The 26,843-nt window shown below is 47.4% G+C and carries 29 protein-coding genes; 18 read left to right on the top strand and 11 right to left on the bottom strand.

Features of this window, described 5'->3' with window-relative positions; genetic code table 11:
• The first annotated feature begins 223 nt into the window (after window positions 1-223).
• The 4 genes from glnA to glnG all read left to right on the top strand — a co-directional run bounded on the left by glnA (window position 224) and on the right by glnG (window position 4,831).
• Window positions 224-1,630, top strand: a complete 1,407-nt coding sequence (gene glnA / locus ACRRS1_RS01265; protein WP_432455007.1) for a glutamate--ammonia ligase — start codon at window positions 224-226, stop codon at window positions 1,628-1,630.
• A gap of 104 nt (window positions 1,631-1,734) precedes the next feature.
• Entirely contained in the window at window positions 1,735-2,277 is a 543-nt protein-coding gene (locus tag ACRRS1_RS01260; RefSeq protein WP_432468554.1) for a DUF4124 domain-containing protein, read from the top strand.
• Window positions 2,278-2,353: 76 nt separating this feature from the next.
• Window positions 2,354-3,409, top strand: coding sequence for a nitrogen regulation protein NR(II) (gene glnL / locus ACRRS1_RS01255; RefSeq protein ID WP_432464217.1), 1,056 nt, complete (start codon window positions 2,354-2,356; stop codon window positions 3,407-3,409).
• 12 nt (window positions 3,410-3,421) lie between these two features.
• Complete coding sequence (gene glnG, locus ACRRS1_RS01250) at window positions 3,422-4,831, top strand: nitrogen regulation protein NR(I) (protein ID WP_432464216.1); 1,410 nt, start codon at window positions 3,422-3,424, stop codon at window positions 4,829-4,831.
• 236 nt (window positions 4,832-5,067) lie between these two features.
• On the opposite strand, the gene ACRRS1_RS01245 is transcribed toward glnG, so the two are convergent.
• The 4 genes from ACRRS1_RS01245 to ACRRS1_RS01230 form a co-directional block, all read right to left on the bottom strand.
• Window positions 5,068-5,646 (bottom strand): DNA topoisomerase family protein, encoded by a 579-nt coding sequence (locus ACRRS1_RS01245; RefSeq protein WP_432455011.1) that lies wholly within the window; start codon window positions 5,644-5,646, stop codon window positions 5,068-5,070.
• 143 nt (window positions 5,647-5,789) lie between these two features.
• Entirely contained in the window at window positions 5,790-6,263 is a 474-nt protein-coding gene (locus ACRRS1_RS01240; protein WP_432455012.1) for a DUF494 family protein, read from the bottom strand.
• Window positions 6,264-6,265: 2 nt separating this feature from the next.
• Entirely contained in the window at window positions 6,266-7,369 is a 1,104-nt protein-coding gene (gene dprA, locus ACRRS1_RS01235; RefSeq protein ID WP_432468555.1) for a DNA-processing protein DprA, read from the bottom strand.
• Window positions 7,370-8,443 carry a LysM peptidoglycan-binding domain-containing protein gene (locus ACRRS1_RS01230; protein WP_432464214.1) on the bottom strand — a complete coding sequence of 358 codons (1,074 nt, stop codon included), beginning with the start codon at window positions 8,441-8,443 and terminating at the stop codon, window positions 7,370-7,372. It lies immediately after the preceding gene.
• A gap of 102 nt (window positions 8,444-8,545) precedes the next feature.
• Between ACRRS1_RS01230 and def the strand changes: the two genes are divergently transcribed.
• The 5 genes from def to ACRRS1_RS01205 all read left to right on the top strand — a co-directional run bounded on the left by def (window position 8,546) and on the right by ACRRS1_RS01205 (window position 14,266).
• Window positions 8,546-9,043 (top strand): peptide deformylase, encoded by a 498-nt coding sequence (gene def, locus ACRRS1_RS01225; RefSeq protein WP_432464213.1) that lies wholly within the window; start codon window positions 8,546-8,548, stop codon window positions 9,041-9,043.
• Between the two features lie 28 nt (window positions 9,044-9,071).
• The gene (gene fmt / locus ACRRS1_RS01220) at window positions 9,072-10,028 is read left to right on the top strand and encodes a methionyl-tRNA formyltransferase (RefSeq protein ID WP_432468556.1); all 957 of its coding nucleotides are present in this window, start codon (window positions 9,072-9,074) and stop codon (window positions 10,026-10,028) included.
• Window positions 10,021-11,343, top strand: coding sequence for a 16S rRNA (cytosine(967)-C(5))-methyltransferase RsmB (rsmB, locus tag ACRRS1_RS01215; RefSeq protein WP_432468557.1), 1,323 nt, complete (start codon window positions 10,021-10,023; stop codon window positions 11,341-11,343). Before fmt ends, rsmB begins: the two co-directional genes overlap by 8 nt.
• 69 nt (window positions 11,344-11,412) lie before the next feature.
• Window positions 11,413-12,795, top strand: a complete 1,383-nt coding sequence (gene trkA / locus ACRRS1_RS01210; protein WP_432468558.1) for a Trk system potassium transporter TrkA — start codon at window positions 11,413-11,415, stop codon at window positions 12,793-12,795.
• 22 nt (window positions 12,796-12,817) lie between these two features.
• Window positions 12,818-14,266, top strand: coding sequence for a TrkH family potassium uptake protein (locus ACRRS1_RS01205; protein WP_432456114.1), 1,449 nt, complete (start codon window positions 12,818-12,820; stop codon window positions 14,264-14,266).
• A gap of 239 nt (window positions 14,267-14,505) precedes the next feature.
• On the opposite strand, the gene ACRRS1_RS01200 is transcribed toward ACRRS1_RS01205, so the two are convergent.
• On the bottom strand, window positions 14,506-14,736 hold the full coding sequence (locus tag ACRRS1_RS01200) for a hypothetical protein (protein WP_432464209.1): 231 nt from the start codon (window positions 14,734-14,736) through the stop codon (window positions 14,506-14,508).
• A 4-nt stretch (window positions 14,737-14,740) separates the two neighbouring features.
• Window positions 14,741-15,130, bottom strand: a complete 390-nt coding sequence (locus ACRRS1_RS01195) for a SirB2 family protein (RefSeq protein WP_432464208.1) — start codon at window positions 15,128-15,130, stop codon at window positions 14,741-14,743.
• Window positions 15,131-15,442: 312 nt separating this feature from the next.
• Between ACRRS1_RS01195 and ACRRS1_RS01190 the strand changes: the two genes are divergently transcribed.
• The 3 genes from ACRRS1_RS01190 to ACRRS1_RS01180 all read left to right on the top strand — a co-directional run bounded on the left by ACRRS1_RS01190 (window position 15,443) and on the right by ACRRS1_RS01180 (window position 16,462).
• Complete coding sequence (locus ACRRS1_RS01190; RefSeq protein WP_432455021.1) at window positions 15,443-15,589, top strand: hypothetical protein; 147 nt, start codon at window positions 15,443-15,445, stop codon at window positions 15,587-15,589.
• Window positions 15,590-15,833: 244 nt separating this feature from the next.
• Window positions 15,834-16,145, top strand: coding sequence for a DUF1820 family protein (locus ACRRS1_RS01185; RefSeq protein ID WP_432455022.1), 312 nt, complete (start codon window positions 15,834-15,836; stop codon window positions 16,143-16,145).
• Window positions 16,142-16,462 (top strand): hypothetical protein, encoded by a 321-nt coding sequence (locus tag ACRRS1_RS01180; RefSeq protein WP_432468559.1) that lies wholly within the window; start codon window positions 16,142-16,144, stop codon window positions 16,460-16,462. The genes ACRRS1_RS01185 and ACRRS1_RS01180 overlap by 4 nt, the downstream gene beginning before the upstream one ends.
• Before the next feature lie 13 nt (window positions 16,463-16,475).
• Here the strand turns inward: ACRRS1_RS01180 and ACRRS1_RS01175 are convergent, their stop codons facing one another.
• From ACRRS1_RS01175 to ACRRS1_RS01165, 3 genes are read right to left on the bottom strand one after another with little or no spacing between them, the layout of a single operon-like run.
• On the bottom strand, window positions 16,476-16,802 hold the full coding sequence (locus ACRRS1_RS01175) for a YdbL family protein (protein WP_432455024.1): 327 nt from the start codon (window positions 16,800-16,802) through the stop codon (window positions 16,476-16,478).
• Window positions 16,803-16,808: 6 nt separating this feature from the next.
• Window positions 16,809-16,949, bottom strand: coding sequence for a YnbE family lipoprotein (locus tag ACRRS1_RS01170; protein ID WP_432456115.1), 141 nt, complete (start codon window positions 16,947-16,949; stop codon window positions 16,809-16,811).
• A gap of 17 nt (window positions 16,950-16,966) precedes the next feature.
• Window positions 16,967-18,670: an intermembrane phospholipid transport protein YdbH family protein gene (locus ACRRS1_RS01165; protein ID WP_432468560.1), complete on the bottom strand. Its 1,704-nt coding sequence runs from the start codon at window positions 18,668-18,670 to the stop codon at window positions 16,967-16,969.
• Between the two features lie 337 nt (window positions 18,671-19,007).
• Between ACRRS1_RS01165 and ACRRS1_RS01160 the strand changes: the two genes are divergently transcribed.
• Window positions 19,008-19,367 (top strand): DUF2500 family protein, encoded by a 360-nt coding sequence (locus ACRRS1_RS01160; protein WP_432468561.1) that lies wholly within the window; start codon window positions 19,008-19,010, stop codon window positions 19,365-19,367.
• Between the two features lie 5 nt (window positions 19,368-19,372).
• Here the strand turns inward: ACRRS1_RS01160 and ACRRS1_RS01155 are convergent, their stop codons facing one another.
• Both ACRRS1_RS01155 and ACRRS1_RS01150 read right to left on the bottom strand, forming a co-directional pair.
• Entirely contained in the window at window positions 19,373-20,305 is a 933-nt protein-coding gene (locus ACRRS1_RS01155) for a patatin-like phospholipase family protein (protein ID WP_432468563.1), read from the bottom strand.
• 119 nt (window positions 20,306-20,424) lie between these two features.
• Entirely contained in the window at window positions 20,425-21,375 is a 951-nt protein-coding gene (locus tag ACRRS1_RS01150) for a DMT family transporter (protein ID WP_432455028.1), read from the bottom strand.
• A 134-nt stretch (window positions 21,376-21,509) separates the two neighbouring features.
• Here ACRRS1_RS01150 and ACRRS1_RS01145 point away from each other — a divergent pair, with 134 nt between their 5' ends.
• The 5 genes from ACRRS1_RS01145 (at window position 21,510) to ACRRS1_RS01125 (ending at window position 26,765) form a co-directional block, all read left to right on the top strand.
• Window positions 21,510-21,965: a DUF2214 family protein gene (locus ACRRS1_RS01145; protein ID WP_432455029.1), complete on the top strand. Its 456-nt coding sequence runs from the start codon at window positions 21,510-21,512 to the stop codon at window positions 21,963-21,965.
• A gap of 129 nt (window positions 21,966-22,094) precedes the next feature.
• A complete protein-coding gene (locus tag ACRRS1_RS01140; protein ID WP_432455030.1) occupies window positions 22,095-23,108 on the top strand; it encodes an alpha/beta fold hydrolase in 1,014 nt (337 codons plus the stop codon).
• A gap of 66 nt (window positions 23,109-23,174) precedes the next feature.
• Window positions 23,175-23,969 carry an HAD family hydrolase gene (locus tag ACRRS1_RS01135; protein ID WP_432455031.1) on the top strand — a complete coding sequence of 265 codons (795 nt, stop codon included), beginning with the start codon at window positions 23,175-23,177 and terminating at the stop codon, window positions 23,967-23,969.
• Between the two features lie 16 nt (window positions 23,970-23,985).
• Window positions 23,986-25,509, top strand: a complete 1,524-nt coding sequence (locus ACRRS1_RS01130) for a copper resistance protein NlpE N-terminal domain-containing protein (protein WP_432468564.1) — start codon at window positions 23,986-23,988, stop codon at window positions 25,507-25,509.
• A gap of 71 nt (window positions 25,510-25,580) precedes the next feature.
• Window positions 25,581-26,765, top strand: coding sequence for an NAD(P)/FAD-dependent oxidoreductase (locus tag ACRRS1_RS01125; protein WP_432468960.1), 1,185 nt, complete (start codon window positions 25,581-25,583; stop codon window positions 26,763-26,765).
• Window positions 26,766-26,843 lie beyond the last annotated feature (78 nt).

Here is a 26,843-nt window from a genome sequence, read left to right as displayed (position 1 = left end):
GATTGATCTGCTCAAAAGCTCATGCACCAATATGGACAAAGATAGCACCAACAAGGTGCGTTAGTTTGCACTAATTTGATGCCTAGTCGTAGTACCACCATATATATCAAGGCTTTATGTGTTGGCACAATTTTAGCTTGAAGCAACACAACAACGTTAATTCGTCATAAATACTACTAAATCGTTTGAACCATCAATTTTGATGACACCGGAGGTTAAAAACATGTCTGCAGAAGTTTTAGCTTTGCTTAAAGAGCAAGAAGTTAAATTCGTTGACTTACGCTTTACTGATACTAAAGGTAAAGAGCAACACGTATCTATCCCATCTCACCAGGTTGACGAAGATTTCTTCACCGACGGTAAAATGTTTGATGGTTCTTCTATTTCTGGCTGGAAAGGCATTAACGAATCTGACATGGTTTTGATGCCAGATGCATCTACTGCCGTATTAGACCCTTTCACTGAAGAAAACACTCTGAACCTTCGTTGTGACATTCTTGAACCCGCAACGATGCAAGGTTACGACCGTGACCCACGTTCAGTTGCTAAGCGCGCTGAAGCTTACATGCGCTCTACTGGCGTTGCAGATGCAGCTTATTTTGGTCCAGAACCAGAGTTCTTCTTGTTTGATGATGTTAAATACAAAACTGACATGTCAGGTTCTATGTACAAAATTGATGCTGATGAAGCATCTTGGAACTCAGACAAGCACTTCGAAGATGGTAACACTGGTCACCGTCCTGGAGTGAAAGGCGGTTACTTCCCAGTTGCCCCTGTCGATTCTTCACAAGACCTACGTTCTGCAATGTGTTTAGTACTTGAAGAAATGGGCCAAACTGTTGAAGCGCATCACCACGAAGTGGCAACCGCGGGTCAAAACGAAATCGCAACTTTATTCAACTCAATTGTTGAAAAAGCCGATGAAACTCAAGTTCTTAAATATGTTGTCCACAACGTAGCTCACGCTTACGGTAAAACAGCAACCTTTATGCCTAAGCCTGTTGTTGGTGATAACGGTAGCGGTATGCACGTTCACCAATCTATTTGGAAAGACGGCGAAAACTTGTTTGCTGGTGACCTATACGGTGGCCTATCTGAAACTGCATTGTTCTACATTGGCGGTATCATCAAACACGCGAAAGCAATCAATGCTTTTGCGAACGCTTCGACTAACTCGTACAAACGTTTGGTCCCTGGTTTTGAAGCCCCTGTAATGCTAGCTTACTCAGCACGTAACCGTTCTGCGTCAATTCGTATCCCAGTGGTTCCATCTCCAAAAGCACGTCGTATCGAAGTTCGCTTCCCTGACCCATCAGCCAACCCATACTTAGCATTCTCTGCAATGTTGATGGCTGGCCTTGACGGGATCAAGAACAAGATCCACCCTGGCGATGCTATGGATAAAGATTTGTACGACCTACCAGCAGAAGAAGCTGCAGCCATTCCACAAGTTGCAACTTCGTTAGAAGACGCACTGAAGAATCTAGATGCTGACCGCGAATTCTTAACTGCCGGTGGCGTATTCAGTGATGATTACATCGATTCTTACATCGCATTGAAAGCTGCAGACGTTGAACGCATTAACATGACAACTCACCCAGTTGAGTTCGAATTGTACTACAGCGTATAAACAAAACGTTAAATCGCTTCAAAAACCCGCTTTTAAGCGGGTTTTTTTATTGCTTTTCATGTAAATCTTGCCCACCTTAATTAATTAGCTCAGAGGAAATAAAGATGGGTAAATATTTAACGATCTTTTTAGCGATGCACTGCATATTGTTCAGCGCCCAAGCAAACAACACCGTCTACCAATGGGTGGATGCACAAGGTGTCACTCACTTCTCCGATCAGCCGCAAGCGGGTGCCACTCAATTAGAGGTCAACCCCGTCCCTCCAGCAACTCAAGGGCCACTGGTAAGCCCTCGGGCAGCCGTCAAGAAAGCTGAAAAAACCATCAAATATCAATTAAATATCAGCCAGCCACTGAATGAACAAACAATCAGGGATAATCAAGGTAAAATAACCATCAAAGCCGCTACCTCCCCCGCACCAAATAACAGCATGAGCTACAAATTAGTGCTCGATCAGCTGCCTCAAGGCCAGTTATCTAAACAAGCTCATTTTCAACTCACCAACATTGATCGAGGCGCCCACACAATTCAAGTGCAGCTAGTCGATAGTTCGGGCAAGCTTATTGCATCATCCGAGACAATAACCATATTTTTGCACCGTGCTAAAACATCAGACAGCGTAAGCACTACAGCAGGGGGAAGCTAAGTTCTCATTCTCTGCTATTTAGCGTTAAAATTAGTGCAGAGGCACCAAAGTGGTGCAACCCATTCAGGAGAGAGTTGTGTTGAAGATTTCTGGGCTAGAGCGCTTGGTACTTGAAAATCAGGTAACAGCGATAGTGTTGCTCGATGCTGAACTCAATATCCAATATGTGAATGCTTCGGCCGAGCAATTACTCGGGCAAAGTGCGAAACGGCTGATCAACGAACCACTGACTTTACAAATTAAACACAGCTCACTAGACCTAAGTAAGTTAGGCAGCATCTGCGGGGTTGGTCAAAGCTTTACCGACAACGAAGTCACCTTGGTGTTTGATAACCATCATGCCTTGGTTGAGCTCTCGGCGACCCGATTACAAGAGCAACATTCCTATCGCTTAATGTTAGAAATGCGTGCCATTGGCCAACAAAAGAAAATCTCACAGGAACTTTATCAACACGCACAGCAACAAGCGGCCAAGGAATTGGTGCGCGGTTTAGCTCACGAGATAAAAAATCCACTAGGTGGATTACGGGGCGCAGCACAGCTATTGGAAAAAGAACTGGTAAATCCAGAACTGAAAGAGTTCACTGGCATTATCATCGAGCAAGCGGATCGATTACGAAAACTGGTTGATCGTTTACTCGGGCCACAGCGTCCCGGTCAACACGAATTACACAATGTGCATTCGGTATTAGAAAAAGTACGCCAATTAGTTGGCTTCGAACTCCCCGAGGGGATCGCCATCGATCGTGATTACGACCCAAGTATTCCCGATTTTGAAATGGACCACGAACAATTACTGCAGGCTTTCCTCAATATTGTACAGAATGCAATTCAAGCGCTTGGCTCTGCAGGCGGAACCATCAATATCATCACCAGAACCGCGCACCAAGCCACCATTGCGGGCCGGCGCTTTAGATTAGCAGCAGAAATTAAAATCATCGATAACGGCCCAGGCATACCAACCGAACTTCTCGACACCCTATTTTACCCTATGGTCACGGGACGAGAAGGCGGCACTGGTTTGGGCTTATCAATCGCACAAAATTTAATCAATCAACATAAAGGCAAGATTGAATGCGCAAGTTGGCCGGGTCACACCGAGTTTACCATTCATCTTCCCCTAAGACGTTAAGGATGTACTAAGATGGCAGCAACAGTATGGGTAGTTGATGACGACAGCTCTATCAGATGGGTGTTGGAAAAAGCATTAAAAACTGCGGGCTACGACTGCTTAAGCTTTGCCGATGGAGAATTGATGCTACAGCAGCTCGATTACGAGCAGCCCGATGTGGTTATTTCTGATATTAGAATGCCAGGCATGGATGGTTTAAGTTTACTCGAAAAAACCCAGACCCATTTTCCAGAAATGCCGGTGATTATTATGACCGCCCACTCCGATCTCGATAGTGCGGTAAATGCCTATCAACGGGGCGCATTCGAATACTTACCCAAACCCTTCGACATTGATGAAGCAGTCGCCTTAACCGAACGGGCCGTTGCCGTTTCCCGCGAGCAAAAAGGTAATAAAGTCAGTAGCAAACCCAGTTCTCCCGCACCAGAAATTATTGGTGAAGCACCTGCGATGCAAGAAGTGTTTCGGGCGATTGGACGCCTATCCCGCTCTAGCATTTCAGTTTTGATTAACGGTCAATCGGGGACCGGTAAAGAGCTGGTTGCCCATGCACTGCACAAACACAGCCCCCGCGCAAATGGCAGCTTTATTGCCTTAAACATGGCCGCGATCCCTAAAGATTTAATCGAATCAGAACTATTTGGCCACGAGAAAGGGGCATTTACGGGTGCTAACAATATTCGTCATGGACGCTTCGAACAAGCCAACGGCGGTACCCTATTTCTAGATGAAATTGGTGACATGCCCCTAGATATTCAAACTCGTTTATTACGGGTATTAGCGGATGGACAGTTTTATCGGGTCGGAGGCCATTCACCTGTTCAAGTGGATGTACGGATCATTGCGGCAACCCACCAGAACCTAGAGAAGAAAGTGACCGAAGGCGACTTCCGTGAAGATTTATTCCATCGCCTCAACGTGATTCGAATTCACTTACCATCCCTGTGTGAACGTCGTGAAGACATTCCATCACTCGCCAAACACTTCTTAAGCCAGGCCGCCAAAGAACTAAATGTAGAGAGTAAATCCTTACACAAAGATACCCAAAGGTTCATGATGCAACTAGCTTGGCCAGGTAATGTAAGACAACTCGAGAATGTTTGCCGCTGGCTTACGGTGATGGCCAGTGGTCAAGAAGTATTACCGGCGGATCTTCCGACTGAGTTAAGCAAACCGGTCGTCACCGAACACGAGGAGAATAGTGAAGGAAACTGGAGAACCCTGCTAAAAATTTGGGTGTCGCAACAGTTAGTCTCGGGACAAATTGATATTTTGGGTGAAGCCATGCCCGACTTTGAACGGATCATGCTCACCACCGCCTTAGAACATACCCATGGGCATAAACAAGAAGCCGCTCGCTTATTAGGCTGGGGGAGAAATACTCTCACCCGTAAACTCAAAGAGCTGAACGTCGAAGACTAATACCAATCCGACTCATTATGTGCTCAACTTATTGCGCAGCATAAATCTGCCGATAATCAGTAATTAGTGGCTCTAATGACAAAATACATCACGCCGTTAGCGGTGATTTAGGCCAGCAGGAATGAACCGATCATGAGTTAGATTGGTATAACTGTTTATCTCACACGCGGTGCGATATGAAGCCAGCAAAAAGGGAAGCGAGCTTCCCTTTCTATTTTCTTAATGTTTGCGCCAGTTTAATTCTGCTCGATTGGTGCACTCTTATACTGACAGTTTTTTTGCGGACAAACTTCACGTATTCCTGCTGCGGTTTTTTTCAGTACTAATAGTTTCCAGCCACAATCTGGGCAAGCTTTCGCGACTGGCTTATCATTGACCGCATACGAACATTTCGGGTAACAATCACAAGCATAGAACGTTTTACCATAACGAGATTGACGTTTCGCCAGTTGCCCTTTACCGCAGGCAGGGCACTGGATATCGGGCGAGTCTTCGGCTTGCGGCTGAGCCGATTCGATATGTTGACATTGGGGGAAAGCACTGCAACCAATAAACATGCCATAGCGGCCTTGTCGCAACATCAAGGGCTCCCCACAATCGGGACAAATAGTACCGGGTAAAACTTTCTCCAAGGAGTGGTCTTGCTGGTGTAGAGCACGGCTATAATCACAGCTGGGATATTGGCTGCATCCCAAGAAAGCTCCCGATTTACTACTGCGATGCTGCAGCTCACCACCACACTTGGGACAAACCTCGTATTCTTTCTCTAAGGCATGTTCATGCGCAGAAAACAATTTAGGATCAATTTTGGACATGGCTACACCTCATTCAACTTGGCTAAGCATAACAAAATTGCAGGTTGAGGCGTATTAATTCGACAGCGGCGTGTCTGATTGAGCAATAAGCAGCCTGAAACACCGCCAGTTAGCGGTGTATCATCGCTTCAAACCTAAGCACTTTAATGCAGAGGCCCGTCACCAAGATCAAATAACAATTCTTCCATTTGCTGATAGGCCGACTCACTACCGGGAACATTGAATAGCACCATCAAAATGATCCATTTCAAATCTTCCAGCTCAAGTTCTGGTCCGTCAAGCTCCATCACCCGGTCAATTACCATTTCACGTGTTTCAGCATTCAAGACTTTCATCTGTTCTAAGAACAGTAGGAAACCTCGACAAGCAACATCTAACTTGGCAATTTCTGGCGCAGTATAAATGCGTAATGATGGTATATCTGAAGGATTCAAATAAGGTTGTTTGTCACTATCTTGCAAGGCTGCAAGTTGTTCCAACCAATCTAAGGCCTTATAGATCTCTTCTTTATGAAATCCCGCACGGCTAAGCTCTTCTGTAAGCTCATCGTGATCCATCAGCAGCTCTACATCACTATGAATGTAAGTTTCGAATAGATACATGAGGATATCAAACATAACTAGTTCCTCCTCAGCTTCACATAACCACCTGGCACGACGGCCACAACACCCAATATCTCAAGCTCAGTTAACTGAGCCAGTACAGCATCAACAGGTTGTTGAGTGCTTAAGACCAAATCATCAATTGAAGTGCTCTCATATGCTAAGTTATCCAACAATTGCCGATAAGGCAAATCTTGTTCTTGCATATTTTGCTCCAGCGACGCTAAATGCTGTTCTGGCTGAGCAACAAAACCAACTAACTCTTCTGTTATATCGGCCGCAGAGGTGACTAATTTAGCGCCTTGCTGAATTAAGTGATGGCAACCTGCATGCAAAGGGTCATCAATAGCTCCAGGGACAGCGAATACATCACGGCCCTGTTCTGCGGCATAATTTGCGGTGAGTAAAGAGCCACTAGGCAGCCCGGCTTCGACCACCAAGACCGCTAAACTTAAACCACTGATAATACGATTTCGCCGAGGAAAGTGATTAGCCTTCGCAGCGGTACCGGGCCAAAACTCACTTACCATCGCGCCTTGTTCCGCAATCTCATGCGCCAAAGCCTGATGCCGTTTTGGATAAACGCGATCAAGCCCCGTCGCCACGACTGCAATCGTGCCGTCGCCCCTCGCCTGCAAAGCACCCTTATGGGCTGCAGCGTCAACGCCTAAAGCCAAGCCACTGGTAATAGTTAGTCCTTGTTGTGTTAACTGACGAGCAAAGTCTTGAGCTTGCTGTAGGCCCCGCCAACTCGCATGACGACTGCCCACAACTGCAAGTTGCTGGCTGCTGAGTAAGGTTGGATGGCCTCGCACAAATAACAGCAAAGGGGGCCGCTGTATTTGTCTTAAACATTCGGGATAAAGCGGGTCGAAGCAACCCAATAAATGACATCGCTCCTGCTCTAACCAACGCAGGGCAAGCGACATACGCACTTGTTCTGGGTGCAACAGCGCCTTAATTTGCGCCTCACTAAACTGCCAGGCAGCAAGTTGCTTGGCATCTGCAGCAAATAATTGTTCTACACTACAACGAGTTAAGACCGCCAACAGGCGGCTGGGAGAAAAGCGGGGCACTCCGGCCAGCCGCAGGTACTGTTCAAGCGTTAAGCTCGGCAGCAACTATAAACTCTCGACCAAATAATTTGCCCGCACCATCACTCTACTGTCGGTAATAATGGCATAGCTGACCTTATCATAAGATTTAAATACCATTAATTCGCCCACTTTTTCATTCGGCAAGGTCACCCGCTGATCTTCCTTATTAAACAATCTATCGTAATGATTAGCCGTCTCTTCGTAGGACTTGCGTTGTACCTTATCAATCATCACCTGGCCGGGTTGAGTAATCGCAAACATATCCCCCGGCGCAACATGGTCACGAATACCTTTATTAATCACCACTACATCGTTACGACTCATTACAGAGGTATCGGTGGCAGCAGAAAGAATCACCCCGGGCGAAGCAAGTTGCTTATTATTTGGCACAAAATAGGCGGGTAAGCGGTCTTGGTCAGGCAACGCCAGCATGATGTCACCTTGATTAATTTCTTTGAGTACCTGAACAACCTTAAACTGGATCATATTATTTGGGTGTAAGCGCTCCGCCAAACCCACTCCAATAAAATTCAGTTTTTGCCCTAAATTTTCTTTAGTCTCGGGATCTGTATATTTATCACCGACTCGATAGATCCCGTAATATTTACCCGGTTCGGCCTCACCTCGAACATAAATAGCCCGCCCTAAAGCAATCCGCGACTCAGCATCGTTATCACCGAGTACATAAGGGATATCTTGTAGCGACTGCTGGTCAATCACATGATCATGCGACAAGAAACTGCCAATCGCCGCCAGAGGAATGGTTGGAATAGGCTGCTGTTTTTCTTCAATGTGCACCTGCGGTGATTTCTTAACGATCCGCTTGCGCACTAAGCGTGGCTCGCCATTTTCATAAATTAACGATAAGCGATCACCAGGATAAATCAGATGCGGATTTTCAATATGTGGGTTAAATTGCCATAAGCGTGGCCATAACCAGGGAGAGTGTAAATAAAGCGCCGAGATGTCCCATAAGGTATCGCCTTTCTTCACCACATACACTTCGGGGAAGTCATCTTTTAAACGCAAAGTGTCGGCCATTAGGTTACCAGCAAGTAGTAACGCAGCCACTAACCAAGCCCATTTAATCCCTTTCATAGTGTCTCCCGACGACATCCCTATTATGCAAAGCTGTTTTTTAGTCAGATAAATGACTAGAATTACCTTCAATCTACCAAAACCTGAATAAAGACTAAAGTTATGGCTGCACTCGAAGTATTGCGTTTTCCCGACGAGCGTCTGAGGACTATAGCGCAACCCGTTAAGAATATTGATGATAGTATTAGAATTATAATCAAAAATATGTTTGAAACCATGTATCTAGAAGAAGGAGTTGGCCTAGCTGCGACTCAGGTCAACATTCATCAACAGATCGTGGTTATCGACGTATCGGAAGAACGCAATCAACCCCTGGTGTTAATTAATGCCAAAATCATCGAAAGTGAAGGTGAACAGTTAAACGAAGAAGGTTGTTTATCAGTGCCTGAATATCGCGCTGATGTGCCAAGAGCTGAAAAGATTAAAGTACAAACACTAGATACCGATGGCAACCAGCAAGTTTTTGAAGCTGAAGGCTTATTGGCGATTTGTGTACAACACGAGTTAGATCACCTGAAAGGGAAATTGTTTATCGATTACCTCTCCCCGCTCAAACGCCAACGGCTAAAAACCAAGCTCCAAAAGCTTGCAAAACGCTAATCGTAAAACATCAAATTTGGAGAACAGCGTGAAGCCATTGCGGATCATCTTTGCAGGCACGCCCGATTTCGCGGCGCGCCATTTAGCAGCACTCATCAATAGCGAACATCAGATCGTCGCGGCTTACACTCAGCCCGACCGCCCAGCGGGGCGCGGAAAAAAGCTGCAAACTAGTCCGGTAAAACAACTGGCCGAACAACACCAAATTCCCGTTTATCAGCCGGAGAATTTTAAAACTGAAACCGCACAACAACAGTTAGCGGAATTAAATGCCGATTTAATGGTGGTGGTGGCTTACGGCTTGCTATTGCCACAAGTCATCCTAGATAGCCCACGCTTGGGCTGTATCAACGTGCATGGATCTCTATTGCCTCGCTGGCGTGGGGCTGCGCCGATCCAACGCGCTATTTGGGCCGGTGACAGCCATTCCGGGGTCACCATCATGCAGATGGATATCGGCTTAGATACCGGCGATATGTTATTACTTGAAAAAGTCGCCCTCGCCGAGGATGAAACCAGCGCATCCCTGTATCAGCGACTGGCCGAAGTTGGCCCTCAATCGCTCATCCAGGCGGTTGATGGCATGGCCCTAGGCAAGTTAACCGCTACTCCGCAAGATGATACGCAAGCGAATTACGCGAAAAAGTTAACTAAAGCCGAAGCTTGTATCAACTGGCAACAAGACGCCGAATTTATCGAACGCTGTATTCGCGCCTTTAATCCATGGCCTGTCAGCTATTTTCCGGTCGCCGAGCAAAATGTGAAAGTCTGGCAAGCCAGTGTTGTGGCCATGCTAAACACCGCCCCCCCGGGAACCATACTCAGCGCCGATAAGGGTGGAATAGTGGTTGCAACTGGCAAAGACGCCTTACGCTTAGAACAAATTCAGCTGCCGGGCAAAAAAGCCTTAGCCGCCGCCGATGTACTCAATGCCCGAAAGGACTGGTTTAGCCCCGGCCTGGTGCTGGAGAATAAACATGGCTGAACAGCCAAAGCTCAAACAAATTAACGCCCGTGCGGCAGCCGCCAATATTTTGTTTCAAGTGGTCGACCAGGGACAATCCTTAAGCCAAATGCTGCCTCGAGTATTACCGCAAGTCGTGGCGCGAGATCATGCGCTAGTTAAAGAGCTGTGTTTTGGGGTATTGCGCTGGTTGCCGCGCTTCGAAGCGGTGTTACAGCAATTGATGGATAAACCCCTCAAAGGCAAAATCCGTAACGGCCACTTTTTATTAATGGTGGGGCTCTATCAGCTATTTTATATGCGGGTACCTGCGCATGCCGCAGTCTCTGAGACCGTCTCAGCCACCCAGCAACTCAAGCTGCATAGCTTAAAGAAATTAGTCAATGGGGTACTGCGAAATGCCGAGCGCCAACGCGAGCAACTTGAACCGCAGTTAACCGCCAACGATAGTCTGCAATTTTGTCATCCAAGCTGGATCACCAAACGACTCAAGGCTGCTTATCCGCAGCGTTGGCAGGATATTTTATCCGCCAATAACCAACATGCGCCGATGTGGCTGCGGGTCAACGCCCTTCAAGGCACGACTCTAGACTATCAACAACAGTTAAACCAGCTGGAAATTGGCAGCCAGCATAGCGAGCTAGCCCCCCAAGCCTTATGCCTGGAGAAAGCCCAAGCAGTCAATAAGTTACCTGATTTTGCTCAAGGGGCAGCTTCGGTGCAAGACGGCGCAGCCCAAATGGCAGCTGCGCTACTCGATGCCCAGGCGGGAGAACGAGTCTTAGATGCCTGTGCCGCACCAGGCGGAAAAACTTGTCATATCTTGGAATTGCAGCCACAACTGGCCGAACTCGTCGCGGTCGATACCGAGCAAACTCGACTCAATCGTGTTAGTGAAAATCTACAACGTTTGCAGCTAAAAGCCACCTTACATTGTGCCGATGCCAGCCAACCTGAGCGTTGGAATCAGCAGCCCTTTGATAGAATTCTACTGGATGCGCCCTGTTCCGCTACTGGTGTAATCCGTCGCCATCCCGATATAAAATGGCTCCGCAGAGAAGCCGATATCGCCGAGCTAGTAAAACTACAGCAACAAATATTAACGGCGCTGTGGCAACATCTTAAGCCCGGAGGCGTATTGCTATATGCTACCTGTTCGGTACTTCCAGAAGAAAACTACCAACAAATCGCGGTATTTTTGCAACAAACTGCTGATGCTGAGTTGCTCCCAATTAACCAAAACGAAACGGCTCAGCAACCCGGCTGGCAACTTTTACCCGGTGACAATAACATGGATGGCTTTTATTATGCGCGTCTGCGTAAAAGCAACAGTTAAGCTTGCCTTTAGCTGCAGCAAAGGTAACACTAAAAATTAGCAATGAATGCTTGAGGTATTGTTAGGATAATGAAAATAATCATTCTTGGCGCGGGTCAGGTTGGCGGCACGCTAGCAGAGAACCTAGTCGGCGAAAAATCAGACATCACTATTGTTGATAATGATCAGGATCGCCTTAGAGAACTGCAAGACAAGTTTGATTTACAAGTCGTATTGGGGCATGCAGCCCACCCCAGTGTACTACGTGAAGCAGGCGCGCATGACGCCGACATGTTAGTGGCCGTTACCAACAGCGATGAAACCAATATGGCAGCTTGCCAAATCGCCTACACCCTCTTTAATACACCAAATAAAGTCGCGCGGATCCGCTCAGAAGAATTACTCGCGGAAAAAGAGGCTTTGTTTTGTAACGAAGCCATCCCCGTCGATCATCTGATCGCACCTGAGCAGCTAGTCACCGATTATATCAGCCGCCTCATCGACTACCCTGGCGCACTGCAAGTGATGCCGTTTGCCCGTGGCCGAGTGGGTTTGGTTGCCATTAAAGCCTATTATGGTGGGCCTTTAGTCGGAAACGCTTTATCAGTATTGCGGGACCACATGCCTGACATTGAAACCCGAGTTGCTGCGATTTTCCGCCAAGGACGCGCGATTCGGCCGCAAGGCACTACGGTGATTGAAGCCGATGACGAAGTGTTCTTTATCGCCGCGAGCGATCACATCCGTAAGGTCATGGCAGAACTGCAAAAGCTCGAAAAACCTTACCGCCGGATCATGATCGTAGGAGGGGGAAATATTGGAGCCGCCTTAGCCAAACGCCTCGACAGTCAATACAGCGTGAAACTGATAGAGCATAATCAACGACGAGCCGAACAGCTCGCAGAAATGCTCAATAACACAATTGTGTTTTGTGGTGATGCTTCCGATCAAGAACTATTGAGCGAAGAAAATATTGAGCAGGTCGATGTCTTTATTGCCGTCACCAATGACGATGAAGCGAACATTATGTCGGCGATGCTCGCCAAGCGAATGGGCGCCAAGAAAGTCATGGTGTTGATCCAACGCGGTGCTTATGTTGAATTAGTACAAGGCGGTGGGAGTGCCATCGACATTGCAATTTCACCGCAGCAAGCGACGATCTCAGCGCTGTTAACTCATGTAAGGCGTGCTGACATTGTTAATGTTTACTCTTTGCGTCATGGCGCTGCTGAGGCGATAGAAGCGATTGCTCATGGTGATAATAATACCTCCAAGGTTGTCGGCCGCAGTGTTGGCGAGCTCAAGCTTCCTCCGGGCACCACCATCGGCGCGATCATGCGCAATAACCAAGTGATTATCGCGCATGATGATACTGTGATCGAGCAAGATGACCACGTGGTGATGTTCTTAGTGGATAAGAAGTTTATTCCTGAGGTTGAACGTTTATTCCAACCTAGCCCCTTCTTCCTGTAATTTAAGGTAACCGCAGGTGATTATCCCAAATCTACGGCCGATTATGTTTATCGTCGGGCTAGTGTTATCGAAACTCAGCTTACTCATGTTAGCACCACTCGCTTTAGGTATGGCTTACGATGAGCCCGACTACATTGAGTTTTTTTACACCATTGTACTGACTCAAACCACCTCCTTTGCGCTAATTCGTTGGGGCAGTAAGGCCACATTCAAGCTATCGGTTCGGGAAATGTTTTTGCTCACCACCACGGTCTGGCTGGTTGCCTGTCTATTTGGCGCGCTGCCGCTCTATCGTATCGACCACATTAGTTTTACCGATGCCTTTTTTGAAACCATGTCTGGCCTAACCACAACTGGCTCAACGGTATTGGCCGGATTAGATGACATGCCCAAGAGTGCTTTGCTGTGGCGTTCGATGTTGCAATGGTTAGGTGGCATTGGTTTTATCGTACTCAGCGTAGCCATCTTACCGTTTTTAAATGTTGGCGGAATGCGGCTGTTCCAAACTGAATCTTCCGACTGGTCAGATAAAAACACGCCCAAAACTAAAAACGTCGCCAGTAATATGCTGAAGGTTTATTTATTACTGTCGTTACTTTGTGCTGTTGCCTACCATATTACGGGTATGGACTGGTTTGAAGCGATCAATCACTCCATGACGACTATCTCCACCGGCGGTTACTCCACCTCCGATGAATCGATGGCACACTTTAGTAACGCCAGTCATTGGGTTAGTAGTATGTTTATGCTGCTAGGTGGCCTGCCGTTCTTATTATTGGTGCAAACCCTACGCCACCGCGATTTACGCTATATCTGGCGAGATGCTCAAGTCCGAGGGTTTATTACCGTCATCTTAGTATTAGGCGGCATGATGAGCCTTTGGCTATGGCTGCATGGAACTTTCTCATTGCTCGATGCAATGCGGATTAGCACCTTCAATATTATTTCCATCATCACCACCACTGGCTATGGCCTCACCGATTTCAGCCATTGGGGGAACTTCACCACCGTGTTATTTATCTTTTTAATGTTGGTGGGTGCTTGTTCGGGGTCGACTTCGGGGGGAATTAAAATTTTCCGCTTTCAATTAGCCAGTGGTTTATTTTCACGCCAACTCAAACAATTACTACACCCCAACGGTATCTACCCACACCGCTATAACGGCCGGGTTGTGAGTGAGCAGCATATTCGCTCCTTGGTCGCCTTTATTTTTGCGTTCTTCTTTACCCTGATCATCCTCGCTAGCGGCCTCGCCTTACTCGGTTTAGATCCGGTCACCGCTTTATCTGGCGCGATGACCGCCTTAGCCAATGTGGGCCCCGGTCTCGGTCGAGTGATCGGCCCTGATCATAACTTTCACCTGCTACCAGATTCCGCAAAGTGGTTACTCTCGATCGGCATGTTGTTGGGACGCCTAGAAGTACTAACAGTATTGGTCTTATTCTTACCCAGTTATTGGCGTTATAACTAAGCGGCAATTGAGCTTGCTCGCTTAGCTGCCCATTCAACGAAGCGCTTTGTTAAGCGCCTGGTGTTTGCGGAGCATTTTAACCCACATACCTCGTAAGCCAGTACAGCAGACTTTGACTCGAACTTTTCAAGCAGCATTTGAGCTTAGTATGGCCAGAAAAATCTTAGCGAATCAAACCCATATGACCAAGCAACAGTGAACCGTTTTAACCGCACTCACAACAAGTAAAGCGGCCTGATTTAGTAGGAGCGTCGTAAGCGGCTAAAATAAGGATTAAGCCACCACCAGAAGGTCAAATATAGAAAATATAGGCCAATAATGCTCCATTTGTGCCGATTAATCCCCTGGTCCACCACTTCAAAATCCAGCTGCATCACCTCACAATAGCCAATACTAATCAGCACCACACTATAAACGATAGAGAAATGCCATAGATTAAGCAGCAGTGAACGAAGCGATAATCGAAACATACACTTAAGCCAATAGCCCGAGCGGCGACTTGGTTATCGCCACAACCAACAGCTGAGCAAACACCGCAATGGCGGCCAGGCCAGCCAATATTCGAATCAACTGGTTCGGCGCACGCTTCAAGGCAAACACTCCCAGTAAGATATAGACCACTAATAATACAACCTTAACCGTCAACCAATTTTCAACCAAAGGATATTGTTGCGAAGCAATGCACAAGAAAATAGCTGCGACCAATAGTAAGGTATCAACCAAGTGAGGGAAAACTTTCAACCATCTGCGATTGAGCATCGCTGAGCCTTTCAAGGCTAACAACCAGCGGAAAACAAAACCAATAATACTCAGCGTCGCCAGCGTCATATGGAGATGTTTGGCCATTGAATAGTATTCAAGCATGGTAATTCCTTGTTATGAATAGCGAACCGCCGCGAACTCAGCCGCTGCGGATCATCGGGTGTCACAATAATGCCTCAGTGTATGAGCTTAGCTAAGCGATAACAATTATTTTCAGCTCACCACAAACGCTTAACATAAAGTTTGCAAGCTCATTAAAAAACCGCCTATCGCCGCCAAGCGACAACAGCCACGACTTAAATCATCCGTAGAGTAAATGTATTTTTGTGATCGAGATCTCTAGGGCTTGTCGTGAAACTATGGGACAGTGCTTAACATTATTATCTTTTTATTAACAACATAATGAGGCCAAACATGTCAGAAGCACCTAATTTACTGCCCGCAATTGATATTTTAATGTGTCACACTGGCGCTTCATTTTTAGATGCTTGCCAAGAATTAGGCGTTGACCCTAATGAGATGGCAGAGCTTGCAGCCTCTACATCCGATGACAACAATTAAACACCATCGAACAGGAATCGTGTTGTTCAATACAGCATAGTTGAATAGACTAGCGGATAAAGTCCACTTAGATGAATTAACTAAGAATTAGCCGCAAAGGCAGTTTTTTGTTGATAAATGTCAGCGAACTATCCTTAGATCCGCTATCTAGTTAGAATCAGCCTCAGCTTGAAACCTTATCAAATAGTCTTATATTACAGATTCTTGAATCCATGTAATTAGTTACATCATACGAGTAGTAAGCATGTCGCAACTTTATCGCGTTAATTTTATTTCTAATGGCAAAAATTATGAGCTCTATGCCAGAGATGTCTCCCAAGGTTCAATGTTCGGCTTCGTTGAGTTAGCCGACTTAGTCTTCGATACTCAAACCAAGCTCGTGGTCGATCCTAATGAAGAAAAATTAAAAACTGAGTTCTCCGGAGTGAGCCGCACCTACGTACCGATGCATAATATTTTGCGCATCGATGCTGTCGATGATATCGGCACCGCAAAAATCCATGAAGTCACCAACATAACCCAGTTTCCTTCGCCCATTTACACACCAAAACCATGAGTCGGCTTAGTGCTATCGACTGGCCTAAACTGAAGGCTCAGTTTGGCGATGAAGCGCTGGTTCGACATTGGTTGCAAGATTTTCTGCAGAGTAGCAAACAAGACCTGCTCTTAATTGCTCAAGCGCAACAACAACAGTGTTGTTCAAAGGGTTTACTGCAACAGTTGCAAGGCCTTGCGTCTTTACTGTGTAGCACTCCACTAAACCGCTGTGTACAGCAACTCAAGCACAGTGAGACATTGGAACAAGATCTAAGTGCCTGCGTAGACTGCTATCAACAAGTGTGCCACGAAGTAAGACGCTATTTAGCGTCTTAAGACGTATAAACGGTCAGGGTTTTATTAACCAAGTTCCAGCGGGCGATTGTATGTAATGACCACTTTGACTACGTTCAATCGCTTTTTTTCCCGCGAGGATAGCGACCTGCTGCTCACTTAAGCCATTTTCCTTGGCAATTTGTTGGTACTTGGCAAGTCGTTGTTGATTGATATTATTCACCAAATCACTGACTTCTGCGCGATGGCTTACAATTCCTAATAGACCATTGGTTTGTTCACCGACCCAACCTTTGGCCTTGGCATCATCTAAGTCCATCGCCGATACCGATAAGCTAAAACACAATAATAGGCTTAAAATCCAGCTATTCCACTTCATCATACTCTCCTAAAATAGCCCGCTTTCATCGTTAAACAAATCATCGAGCTGCTTATCAACTCGCACTCGAATTTCATGGTCAATTTTGACATTTAAATTCACCGTAATTGGCTTATCTACGGCCACCTCCACCCTTGGGGTACAGGCCATAAGCCCAAAAGTTACCGCTAAGGCAAAGGGGATACTTCTGAAGCGCTGTCGTCTATCCATTGCTGTAGTTGTCCTGACAATTGTTGGCCAATACGTAAACTACGTAATAACTGGTAAATATTTTCTTGATGACGATAGTTCAAAGTCACCAAACGAGGACTCAGTTGTTGATTGCGTCCAATCAGTTGCACTTGCATATCGAGCAGCCCATCTTCGGCAAAATCTAGCTCAGCTGCAAGCTTTTCATAATCAAAATCTTCCAATAAGCTTAGAGCAAAATCTAAAGAAGGGTGCTGCGCTTTTACCGCCAGTAAGGATTGGTGAGTGAGAGCGATATGCCCATGCGGCTCAACAACCGCCAGCGAGCCGCCTTTGATTGCCAAACCCTGTCTGCTCAGTTGCAGGGGAAGCGTCCCTGATACCGAGCCCTGCATGCTTAAAGCTAATTCGGGATAAAGTGTCGCCAACTGAGATAACTGGACCTTGCTCAACTGCAAAGATGTTTGGCTCGGTAGCTTCAATCTCAATTGAGCAAGCCTGCCCCGTCCACCTAAAGACCCAAAAGAGATATCGTCTAACAGTAGCGAGTGCCATTGTTCCAAAGGGGCATAGTTAGGCTGCTGCCAATGCAGTTGAATATCGCTCACCGGAAAACCGATATCCCATTGCTTAACTTGCAACTCTCCCGCGTGTTTCCAACCAAGATCTGGCTGATAATCGAGCTGCCCCGCGAGCTGAGCATCGGCCAATGCCAACTCTCCCCACAAAGCATTTAGGCCACTGAGTTTAAACTGGCTTGTCAGTTGCTCCGCTTGCCAAGTGAAGTGTGATTCCAAAGCTCCCGACAGTAATTTTGCTGGTTCAGCTAAAGGCAAAAGAGCCTGTTGCAAGGGTAATACATTATCACTATGTAGCAGCCCCGACAGCTGCATCGCTGGCGTCCACTGCCACAGGCCTTCACCTTTAAGTTGCCAATCGGCAACCTCAACTTGCCAACCTTTTGCTTGGATTTTGCTCTCAACACTCGGCCAATCTTTTCCCTGCCAATGAAAACTAGAACTCTCCAGCCTTAGCCGCCAATCTTGCCACCCTTGCAGCCAAGCCTTCCCCTCCATCGCCAAAGTAGGTAACTTAAATTGAGCATTTAATTGTAAGTGCTGGCCCGCTTTTCCCCGCAAGGAAAAATCTGCATCGGCAAATATTGGCCCATCCAATTGCGGCTGCTGAATCAGACCAGCCAATGCACGCAAGCTATGCTTCCCTAGATGGCCTTCTAAGATGAGCGTCTCAGCTTTTGGCAACAGCTGCAGCTTAATTGCCAAACCATCCTCTTGTTGGTAGCTGGCAAGCCATTGCTGGCCTCGTTGTGAGAGTTGTAATTGGCCATCAAATAGCGACTGCGCTCCCGCTTTAACTTGCAGGCGATCGACCGCTACCGAGCTCGCAACCACCGAGCTCGGTAAGTCCAATAAACCTTGAAACAACTGCTGAGCAAGAGGCTTTAACGAAACCAAGCGAAACGGCTGAGCATGCTGGCCTTGCGCCAACAGACAAGCAAGGTCGATTTCAATACTTTCCACCTTAACACGCAGGGGGATCGCTTGCAGACGAAGACCGCTAGTGCGGACTTGTGGGCACCCTCCAAACTGAGCCTGAAGCATATCCGCGCTCAGCTCAGTGGCGTATAGCTTGCCCACCAACAAGCAAATAAAACTCGCCATCAGCATCCAACGGTGGCGCCTGCGCATGACTCTACAGCATCTTATTCGCAGCCCACTTAAGCTCAGCAAACACTCATCCTTCCATCCACCATCGACATCACTTTATACTAAGCGCTTTTATCGCCAATAACGAGTCGCTAAACAAATCTACGATGGCGTATTAACACTCAAATACAACGGAAAAAGTATAAACTTGACTCCATAGCAAGCTATGATGATAACTGGTTAGGGTCTCAGATAAAGGCCAAAACCAATAAATAGTCACTTCAAACCCCAGGAGCCAAGGACCCATGCATACCATTCATCACTTCATTCAGTCCCATCGGAGCAAGCGCTAATGCCTTGGTGGTGGGCGGCAGGGATGGCGATAATTGTTGGCCTTGGTTTATACCAAGCTTGGCGTCATATTCAACAACGTCGCTGGGATAACCAACAACCCCTACATCGCTTAGACGTTCGGGTCACTTCGCATCAACGACAAACCATCAAGCCAGTTGGCAAATCACGTGACAGCATGCCCGACAGCTATCGTTACTTTGTTGAATTCACCCCCTTAACCGGCGGTGAATCTCGGCGCTTTCAACTAAAGAAAAACCAGTTTGAGCAATTTAGCGAGGGCCTCGAAGGTCAACTTACGGTTCAAGGCAGCCGATTGGTTAGTTTCGAAACAAAACCTTCAGAGCTCAGCGATCCATAATAAGCTTAAGCCAACGGAGTTCCCAACGGCGTCGTCTGCTCGAACTGTTCAACAAAGCGAAAACCGGCCTCAAGACCTAGTTGATAGTCTTGCTCTAGGGCAGAGGTTTTACTGCCGAGTAACTTACTCGATAAAGCCTGACTGGGATGAATTTGAAACACTTGCGCATCTTCTGGAGGTTGATGCATAAAATCCAAAGACTGTTGGTAAGCCTGTTCATGTATCAACTGATAATCGAGCGCTTTCGGACATTCTCCCGATTGGCAAACCCAGGTTTTTAAACGTTGGCTCCAAGGGGATTCAGCCACATAATCCTGTTGCTTGGTTCGAATCACCACAATCGTTTTTGCCCCCCGCCGATAAGCTTCTTCCACAGGGATCGGAGCAGCCAAGCCACCATCAACGTAGTGCTCCCCCTCAATCTCAACGCCCCCCTTGTATAAATATGGTAAGGCACTTGAGGCTTTTAGCAGATGCAACCAATTGTCCCGACTAGGGCTAAAATAATGTGCCGCCTTGTTGCGAGTATTGGTCGTGGCAAACAATAAACGGCGATACCGTAACAAAGACGCCGCACTGTTCACATTTAAGGGATCGGCTGGCCGATTCACCTGTTCAAAGTACCAATCCAAATCGATGATGCTTCGCCCGGTAAGCGAACGGCTTAACTTGAAAAATCGTGCATGGCGAGAGGTCTCGGTAATTGATTTTTGGGCGAAGCCATGCTGACAACTCATATAACTAGATAAGTTTTGTGCACCGGCAGAGGTGCCAATCAGTAACTGAAACGGGTTGAACCCCAAGCTCATCCAGCTATCGAGCACACCGGCAGTAAAAATACCGCGTTGTCCGCCCCCTTCGGCGACTAAAGCTGTGTTTTCAACAATTGGGGTCTGCTGGCATGGGCCGAAACAATTAGTCGCTGGGTACATCATCATGCTCTCAAGAAAATCATAGGACTAGCTTAAGTCGAATTAGCCCATACTTAAATTCGATTGCATTGATTTATTTGATAGGAAAAAACTATTGAATGAACCAAGCAGCTTAGCGCGAGTATTCAGCCAACATGCTTCGACTCTGCGCCCTCCGCCTCAATAGACGAACCAACAAAACGTCGGCGCAGCAAACCCACGGGAAGCAGGGCCACCAATAAGCCAGCAGCAATAAACGAGGCACCAATCAGATGATAAACCGCTAATTGCTCACCTAACAATGAAACGCTGAGGATCGCGCCAAACAAAGGCATCAAATGAATGTATTGACCAGCAACACTTGCGCCAACAACTTTCACGCCATAATTCCAACTTTGATAAGCCAATAACGATGGGAAAACCGCCACATAGGCCAAGGCGACCATACTATCGTGATTCAAAGAAAAAGCCGCTTGCGGCAAATTAAGCCAATAAAATGGGCTTAATACCAGTGATCCTATCACCAAGGTTGAACCAAGAAAGGCGGAACCGCTTAGCTGGGACGGTTTAAAACGTAAACCAATGGAGTACAACGCCCAAATAACTGCCGATAACAGGATCCAACTGTCGCCGCGATTGATGCTTAGGCTTGCCAGTGACTGCCATTGCCCTTTTACCAACAAGGCCAATACCCCGCAAAACGACAATATAATACCGAGGATCTGTTTCATTCCCATTCGCTGACCGAAGCCTAAGCAGCTCACCAGCAAAATAAAGATCGGGATCATCGAATTAATAATCAAAGCATTGGTCGCGGTTGTACTCTGCAAACCAATGTAAACACAGGAATTAAAGCCAGCTACGCCTAAACAAGCGAGTAAGCTAATGCGCAACCAATAGCGTTGAATCACTCGCCGCTGTTGCCACAGACTCCGATAAAGAAAAGGCAAGACCAACAGCGAGGCTATCGTCCAACGCCAATAAGATAATGACATTGGCGGTATTTGCCCCGCAATATAGCGACCGGTGACAAAATTACCGGCCCAAAATAATGGCGGTAACAACAACAAACCATATGCCGATAGCTTTGCTTTCATTAATGCGTCCTTATATACCCTAGACCTCAAGTACTTAGGCCTGTTAGGGTATAGCATCAAGGATGGTTTTGCAGTACTATCCTGCTGCGCTGATAGCGTTTTCTAGAACAACAAATTTTCTTGGATACTGAACGATGAGTTTAATTGAGGCCATAAATGCAGGGTTGCATGTCACGGCAATTGTGTTGCTGGCGGGCGCATTGTACTCAGAAGCCTTTCTTTTTCGCCGAGGCATGACTCAGGACGATGTCAAGAAGCTACTGTTGGCCGATGCCACCCATGCCATCGCCACCGTATTAATCTTCATTACCGGTGCATTACGATTATCTGTATTTCAAAGCACCGACAAAAGTTATCTCGACAATCCTTTTTTTGCACTAAAAATGCTGCTATTTTTCGTTGTCGTTCTACTCTCGCTGTATCCATCGGCTACCTTTTATCGCTGGCGACGAGCCTTAAAACAAGGCAAACCGTCCATGATTAGCTATCGCCAACACGCTTCGGTGATTTGGTTAATTCGTTTAGAGCTCGGCGTATTACTGCTTATTCCAATGTTAGTCACCCTCGCCCGGGCCGGTTTCGGCGATTAAATAAAGCACCTGTAAGCAAAATTCTCGACTCGACCAAGCAAACGCCTTAATTTGCCAATTGTGACTATGTTCATTCGCTGAGATAATGCGCAACTCCATAGCTATTCATAGCGACACATTCGAGGTTGAATGATGCGTACACCGCCTTATCTGCTCGGTCAGGAAAATCAACTCGAGAGGCAATATCAGCAGCTCATCCTGCCCTACTGGCAACAATATGCCGAACTATCCAGCTTTTCTGGGGTGAATGACCTGCGTATTCACTTCGCCAAATTAAACGCCGCTCAGCCTAAACATCAAGCCATTGTGATCTCTCCGGGTCGTACCGAAGGCTACCTCAAGTATTACGAATTAGGCTACGATCTCGCTCAGCAAGGTTACGATATTTTCATCATTGACCATCGCGGCCAAGGCTTATCAGATCGAGAAAGCCCTCGCCGGCAACTTGGGGATGTCGAAAATTTTCAATACTTTGTTGATGATCTCCAGCAACTGGTGCAGCAGTTTGTCTTGCCCTGCCAATACCAACAGCATTTTTTATTAGCCCATTCGATGGGTGGCACCATCGCCGCTCGCTACCTACAGCAGCATCCAAATCACTTTCAGGCCGTGGCGCTGTCGGCCCCCATGTTCGGGATTAATTTGGGGCTGCTCCCTAAACCTATCGTGAAGACGCTAGCCGCAGGTCTGGCGCACTTAGAGCGGCAGTTCGGCTATGGACCTCATTATGCTTTGGGTCAAGGCGACTATCGGCCAAGTGAGTTTAGTCGCAATCATCTGAGCCATAGCCCGGCTCGCTATCAACAAATCCTGCAAACTTATGTCGAGCACCCAGCGATCCAACTCGGCGGCCCAAGTAACCGCTGGTTACAACAAAGTTTTCAAGCCATGCAACTGAGCATTGAAGACGCTGCTCACATCAATATTCCGCTATTATTATTACAAGCGGAGCAAGATCCTATTGTCACAGCAGAAGGGCAAAATGCCTTTTTCCATAGGTTGACTGCCTCAGCAGGTAAATCAAGTAACGCTCAATTGATGCCCGTGATAGGGGCCAAACATGAGATTTTTTTCGAGAGTGATGAGATCCGCAACCCAGCCTTGGCGAGCATTCTCATTTTTTTTGAACAACACCGAGCTTAAGCTCATCAAACCAGTCTCAGCAGAGGCTAAAGCCACCGGTCGCAGTTTCACCGAGGAGTAATCGATATGTACCAATTAATCGCAACCGATCTTGACGGCACTTTGCTCAATGCAGAGCATCAAATTTCAGAACATACCCAACAAACCATTGCTCGCCTCTATGAGCAAAATATTAAGTTTTTAATTGCCACCGGACGCCACTACAACGATGTGCGACCAATCGCCGATCAATTCGACTTTCCAATGTATTTAATTACCTCCAATGGTGCCCGCGTCCACAATAAAGCCGGCGAAGTTCTGTATCGTGCAGATCTGAGTTCCGCTGAAATCACTCGTATTCTGGAGCTATCGGCAAAATACCCACTTCATCGAAATATTTACCACGAAGACAACTGGTACGTTGAAGAAAACAATGAATACGTCCGCTCCTTCAACAAGCACTCTGGTTTTAACTATCAGTTGACCGACTTCGATCGGATAGATCATCAGCATATCTGTAAGCTATTTTTTGTTGCAGAACATGAATTACTACAACAGCTCGAAAAGGAACTGGTCGATGAATTTGGTGACAGCCTCAATATTACCTTCTCACTACCCGACTGCCTTGAGGTAATGACAGCCAAGGCCAACAAAGGCGCAGCCTTACAAGCGGTATTAGAGCAAAAATCCATCGCACCAGAGCACTGTATTGCCTTTGGTGATGGCCTTAACGACAAAGAAATGCTCTCTTTGGTCGGCAAAGGGGTAATCATGGCCAACGCACACGACCGTTTAAAGTTGACATTACCTCACTTAGAACAAACACTTAGCAATAAAGAAAATGGTGTGGCGGAATTTTTAATCGGTACATTTAAGCTATAAATAAAAGGAAATCACGATGAGGCTAATCAAACGACTTTGCATCGCGTCCCTCGCGAGTATCGGCTTGGTAGCCTGCGCCCCAACACCGCCCCCCACTCAGCCACGCAAACCATCCGAGGCACCACCGAGTCCTCATCAACCAAACACCCGATTAAAGGGCTGGTTAGTCAACTCACCCGAGGCCACAATATTCACTCCCTGCCAAGGAGAGCAAGCTTATTGGCTCGATTTATCCAGCGATGACCGGCAACTGCTCAGCCGTTTTGCCAACCACAGCCAAGTCTACGTAGAATTTGACGGTCGTTTCAACAACGTGGGTATGCAGGCGCCTGAAGCGGATTATCGGGCCAAGATCAGCCCACAAAGCTGGCAGTATCTGGCCAGCGAAGGCCCCGGATGTGAAGCCAAAACCCCAGCGCTTCACGCTATGGGAAACGAACCCAGCTGGCGAATCGACATCAACGAAGGCAAACTGCAACTGAGTACTCTCGCCGGTACGAGCAGCCACCCAATTTACCGTAGCGGTGTGGATCAAGGCACTCAGTTTTGGCAATCTGCTGACCAGCTGCGACTCGCGGTAAAGGCCGAACAGTGTTTCGACAGCATGGCCGATACCGTTTATGCCTATCACGCCGAGCTACTCTACCAAGGGCTTCGCTATCAGGGCTGCGCCCGTCGCCCCTTTCAACAAAATATTGAACCACTTAGCGGCAACTACCAAGCCAAACTCGCCACCGCATCAGGCAGTGGCCGAATGGTCAATCTCACTCTCAACCAAGATTTAAGTGCTGAATTACAAAATAACTATCTCGCTCAAGACAAAAGCTTTATTGAAAAAGGCTACTGGCAACCGCTTGATCAAACTAGCCTGCTACTTACCCTGAGCCAAAGCCAAAACCAACCGGTAAACAGCCAGATGTATTTTGATTGGGACGGTATGTTGCTGCGACTGCGTGACCCCGAGCAACAGCAGCAGGGCAAACTGGGGTTAAATATGATGAAAATGAATGGCCCAGCACCGGCAACAAGCCCCAGTGAGCCAAGCCATATCCAACGTAGTTTCGAGCCAGCCAGCCTGCTCGCCAGCAGCGACTACCATCCACAAGTTGAAGGCGCGCTTAAACAATACTTCAAGCTACACCGCACCGCGCTAAATGGCACCCGCTACCAATGGTGGAAATTTGATCTCAACGGGGATGGTCAAGATGAAATAATCACTTATCTGGACTGGTGTGGCAGCGGCGGCTGCAGCTTATTAATTTTTGAAGCTAAAGACAGCGGCTATCGCTTCCTCAGTAAAACCACGCTGGTGCGCCCCCCCTTCTATCTTGCTTCCAGCAGTAACGCCCGCTGGCAAGATCTACTGCTGGAAGTTTCTGGCGGCGGCGCGATCCCGGGGCTTCGGCTGCTGCGTTTCGACGGTTTAAGTTATCCGGTAAACCCGAGCATTCAGCCCGATGCGCCAAACCCGGCACCCTTAGCGGGCATCACCTTCCTTGCTGAGCCGTTTAGCCAAGACGTTGGGCGCGCCTTAAAATAAGCGCAACATCCCCGCTAGCGCCGGAGCAGCGCTAGCGGTACAATGCCGCTGATTTTTTGGGGGCAGGCATGATACAAACATTCGATGTAATTATTATTGGCGCCGGCGCCGCGGGTTTAATGTGCGCCGCCACCGCAGGTTATCGCGGGCGCTCAGTGCTGGTGCTGGATAACGCCAAAAAAGCTGGCCGCAAAATACTCATCAGTGGCGGGGGACGCTGTAACTTCACCAATATCAATGTGGCCCCCAACAACTATCTGTGTAGTAATCCGCATTTTGTAAAATCAGCTTTAGCTCGCTATCCCTCAAGCAACTTCATCGAATTGGTCGAGCACCACGGCATCGAATACCACCAGCGCGACCACGGGCAGCTGTTTTGCAACGACAACGCCAAACAGATCGTCGACATGCTGCTCACCGAATGTGACTGGGCAGCTGTGAACATCCGCTTGCGCAGCGAAATCAGCAGTATTCAACAGCTCGATGAACAAAGCTTCGAAGTCCAAGCCGCTGGCCAATCTTATCAAGCCAGCTCACTGGTCATCGCAACTGGTGGTTTATCCATGCCCAAACTTGGCGCCAGCCCCTTTGGTTACAAAATTGCCGAACAATTTGGCCTCAAACTATTGCCAACCCGCGCAGGCCTAGTGCCATTCACCTGGCATAGCGAACAAAAACAACGTTTTGAAGCGCTCTCCGGGATCGCCGTCCCCTGCTGTATCACCGCCGCCTGCGGCAGCCAATTTAGCGAAGCGCTGTTATTTACTCATCGCGGCCTATCTGGCCCCGCGATTCTGCAAATCTCTAACTACTGGCAAGCCGGCGAAGCGATCCACATTAACCTGCTCCCAAAACAAGATGCGCTAGCCCTGCTGGAACAGGTGCTGTTACAACACCCCAAACAAAACCTCAAAAACACCCTCAGCCAATGGCTTCCCAAACGTTTAGTCGAAGCCTTGTTTGACCAAGCGCAGCTTGCCAAAGCGCTTAATCAATTGGGCCATGGCGAGCGCGACAGCATTGCCAAACAACTCAATGATTGGCAAATCACCATGAACGGCACCGAAGGCTATCGCACCGCAGAAGTGACCCTCGGCGGCGTCGACACCAATGAACTCAGCTCAAAAACCATGCAAGCAACGAAAGTAAAAGGCTTGTATTTTATTGGAGAAGTGATGGACGTAAGCGGCTGGTTAGGCGGCTACAACTTTCAATGGGCCTGGGCCTCCGGCGTCGCCTGCGGGCTGGATTGTTAGTTGTATTGATGAAATTAAAACGAAGACTATTTGAATAGAACGAAGACAATCTTTTTAGTAAAAGTCTCTAACACATTG

Origin of the sequence: Agarivorans sp. Z349TD_8, assembly GCF_050870825.2 — a bacterium.
Taxonomy (GTDB): domain Bacteria; phylum Pseudomonadota; class Gammaproteobacteria; order Enterobacterales; family Celerinatantimonadaceae; genus Agarivorans.
The sequence above is the reverse complement of the archived record's forward strand: the minus strand, read 5'-3'. Positions and strand labels throughout refer to the sequence as shown.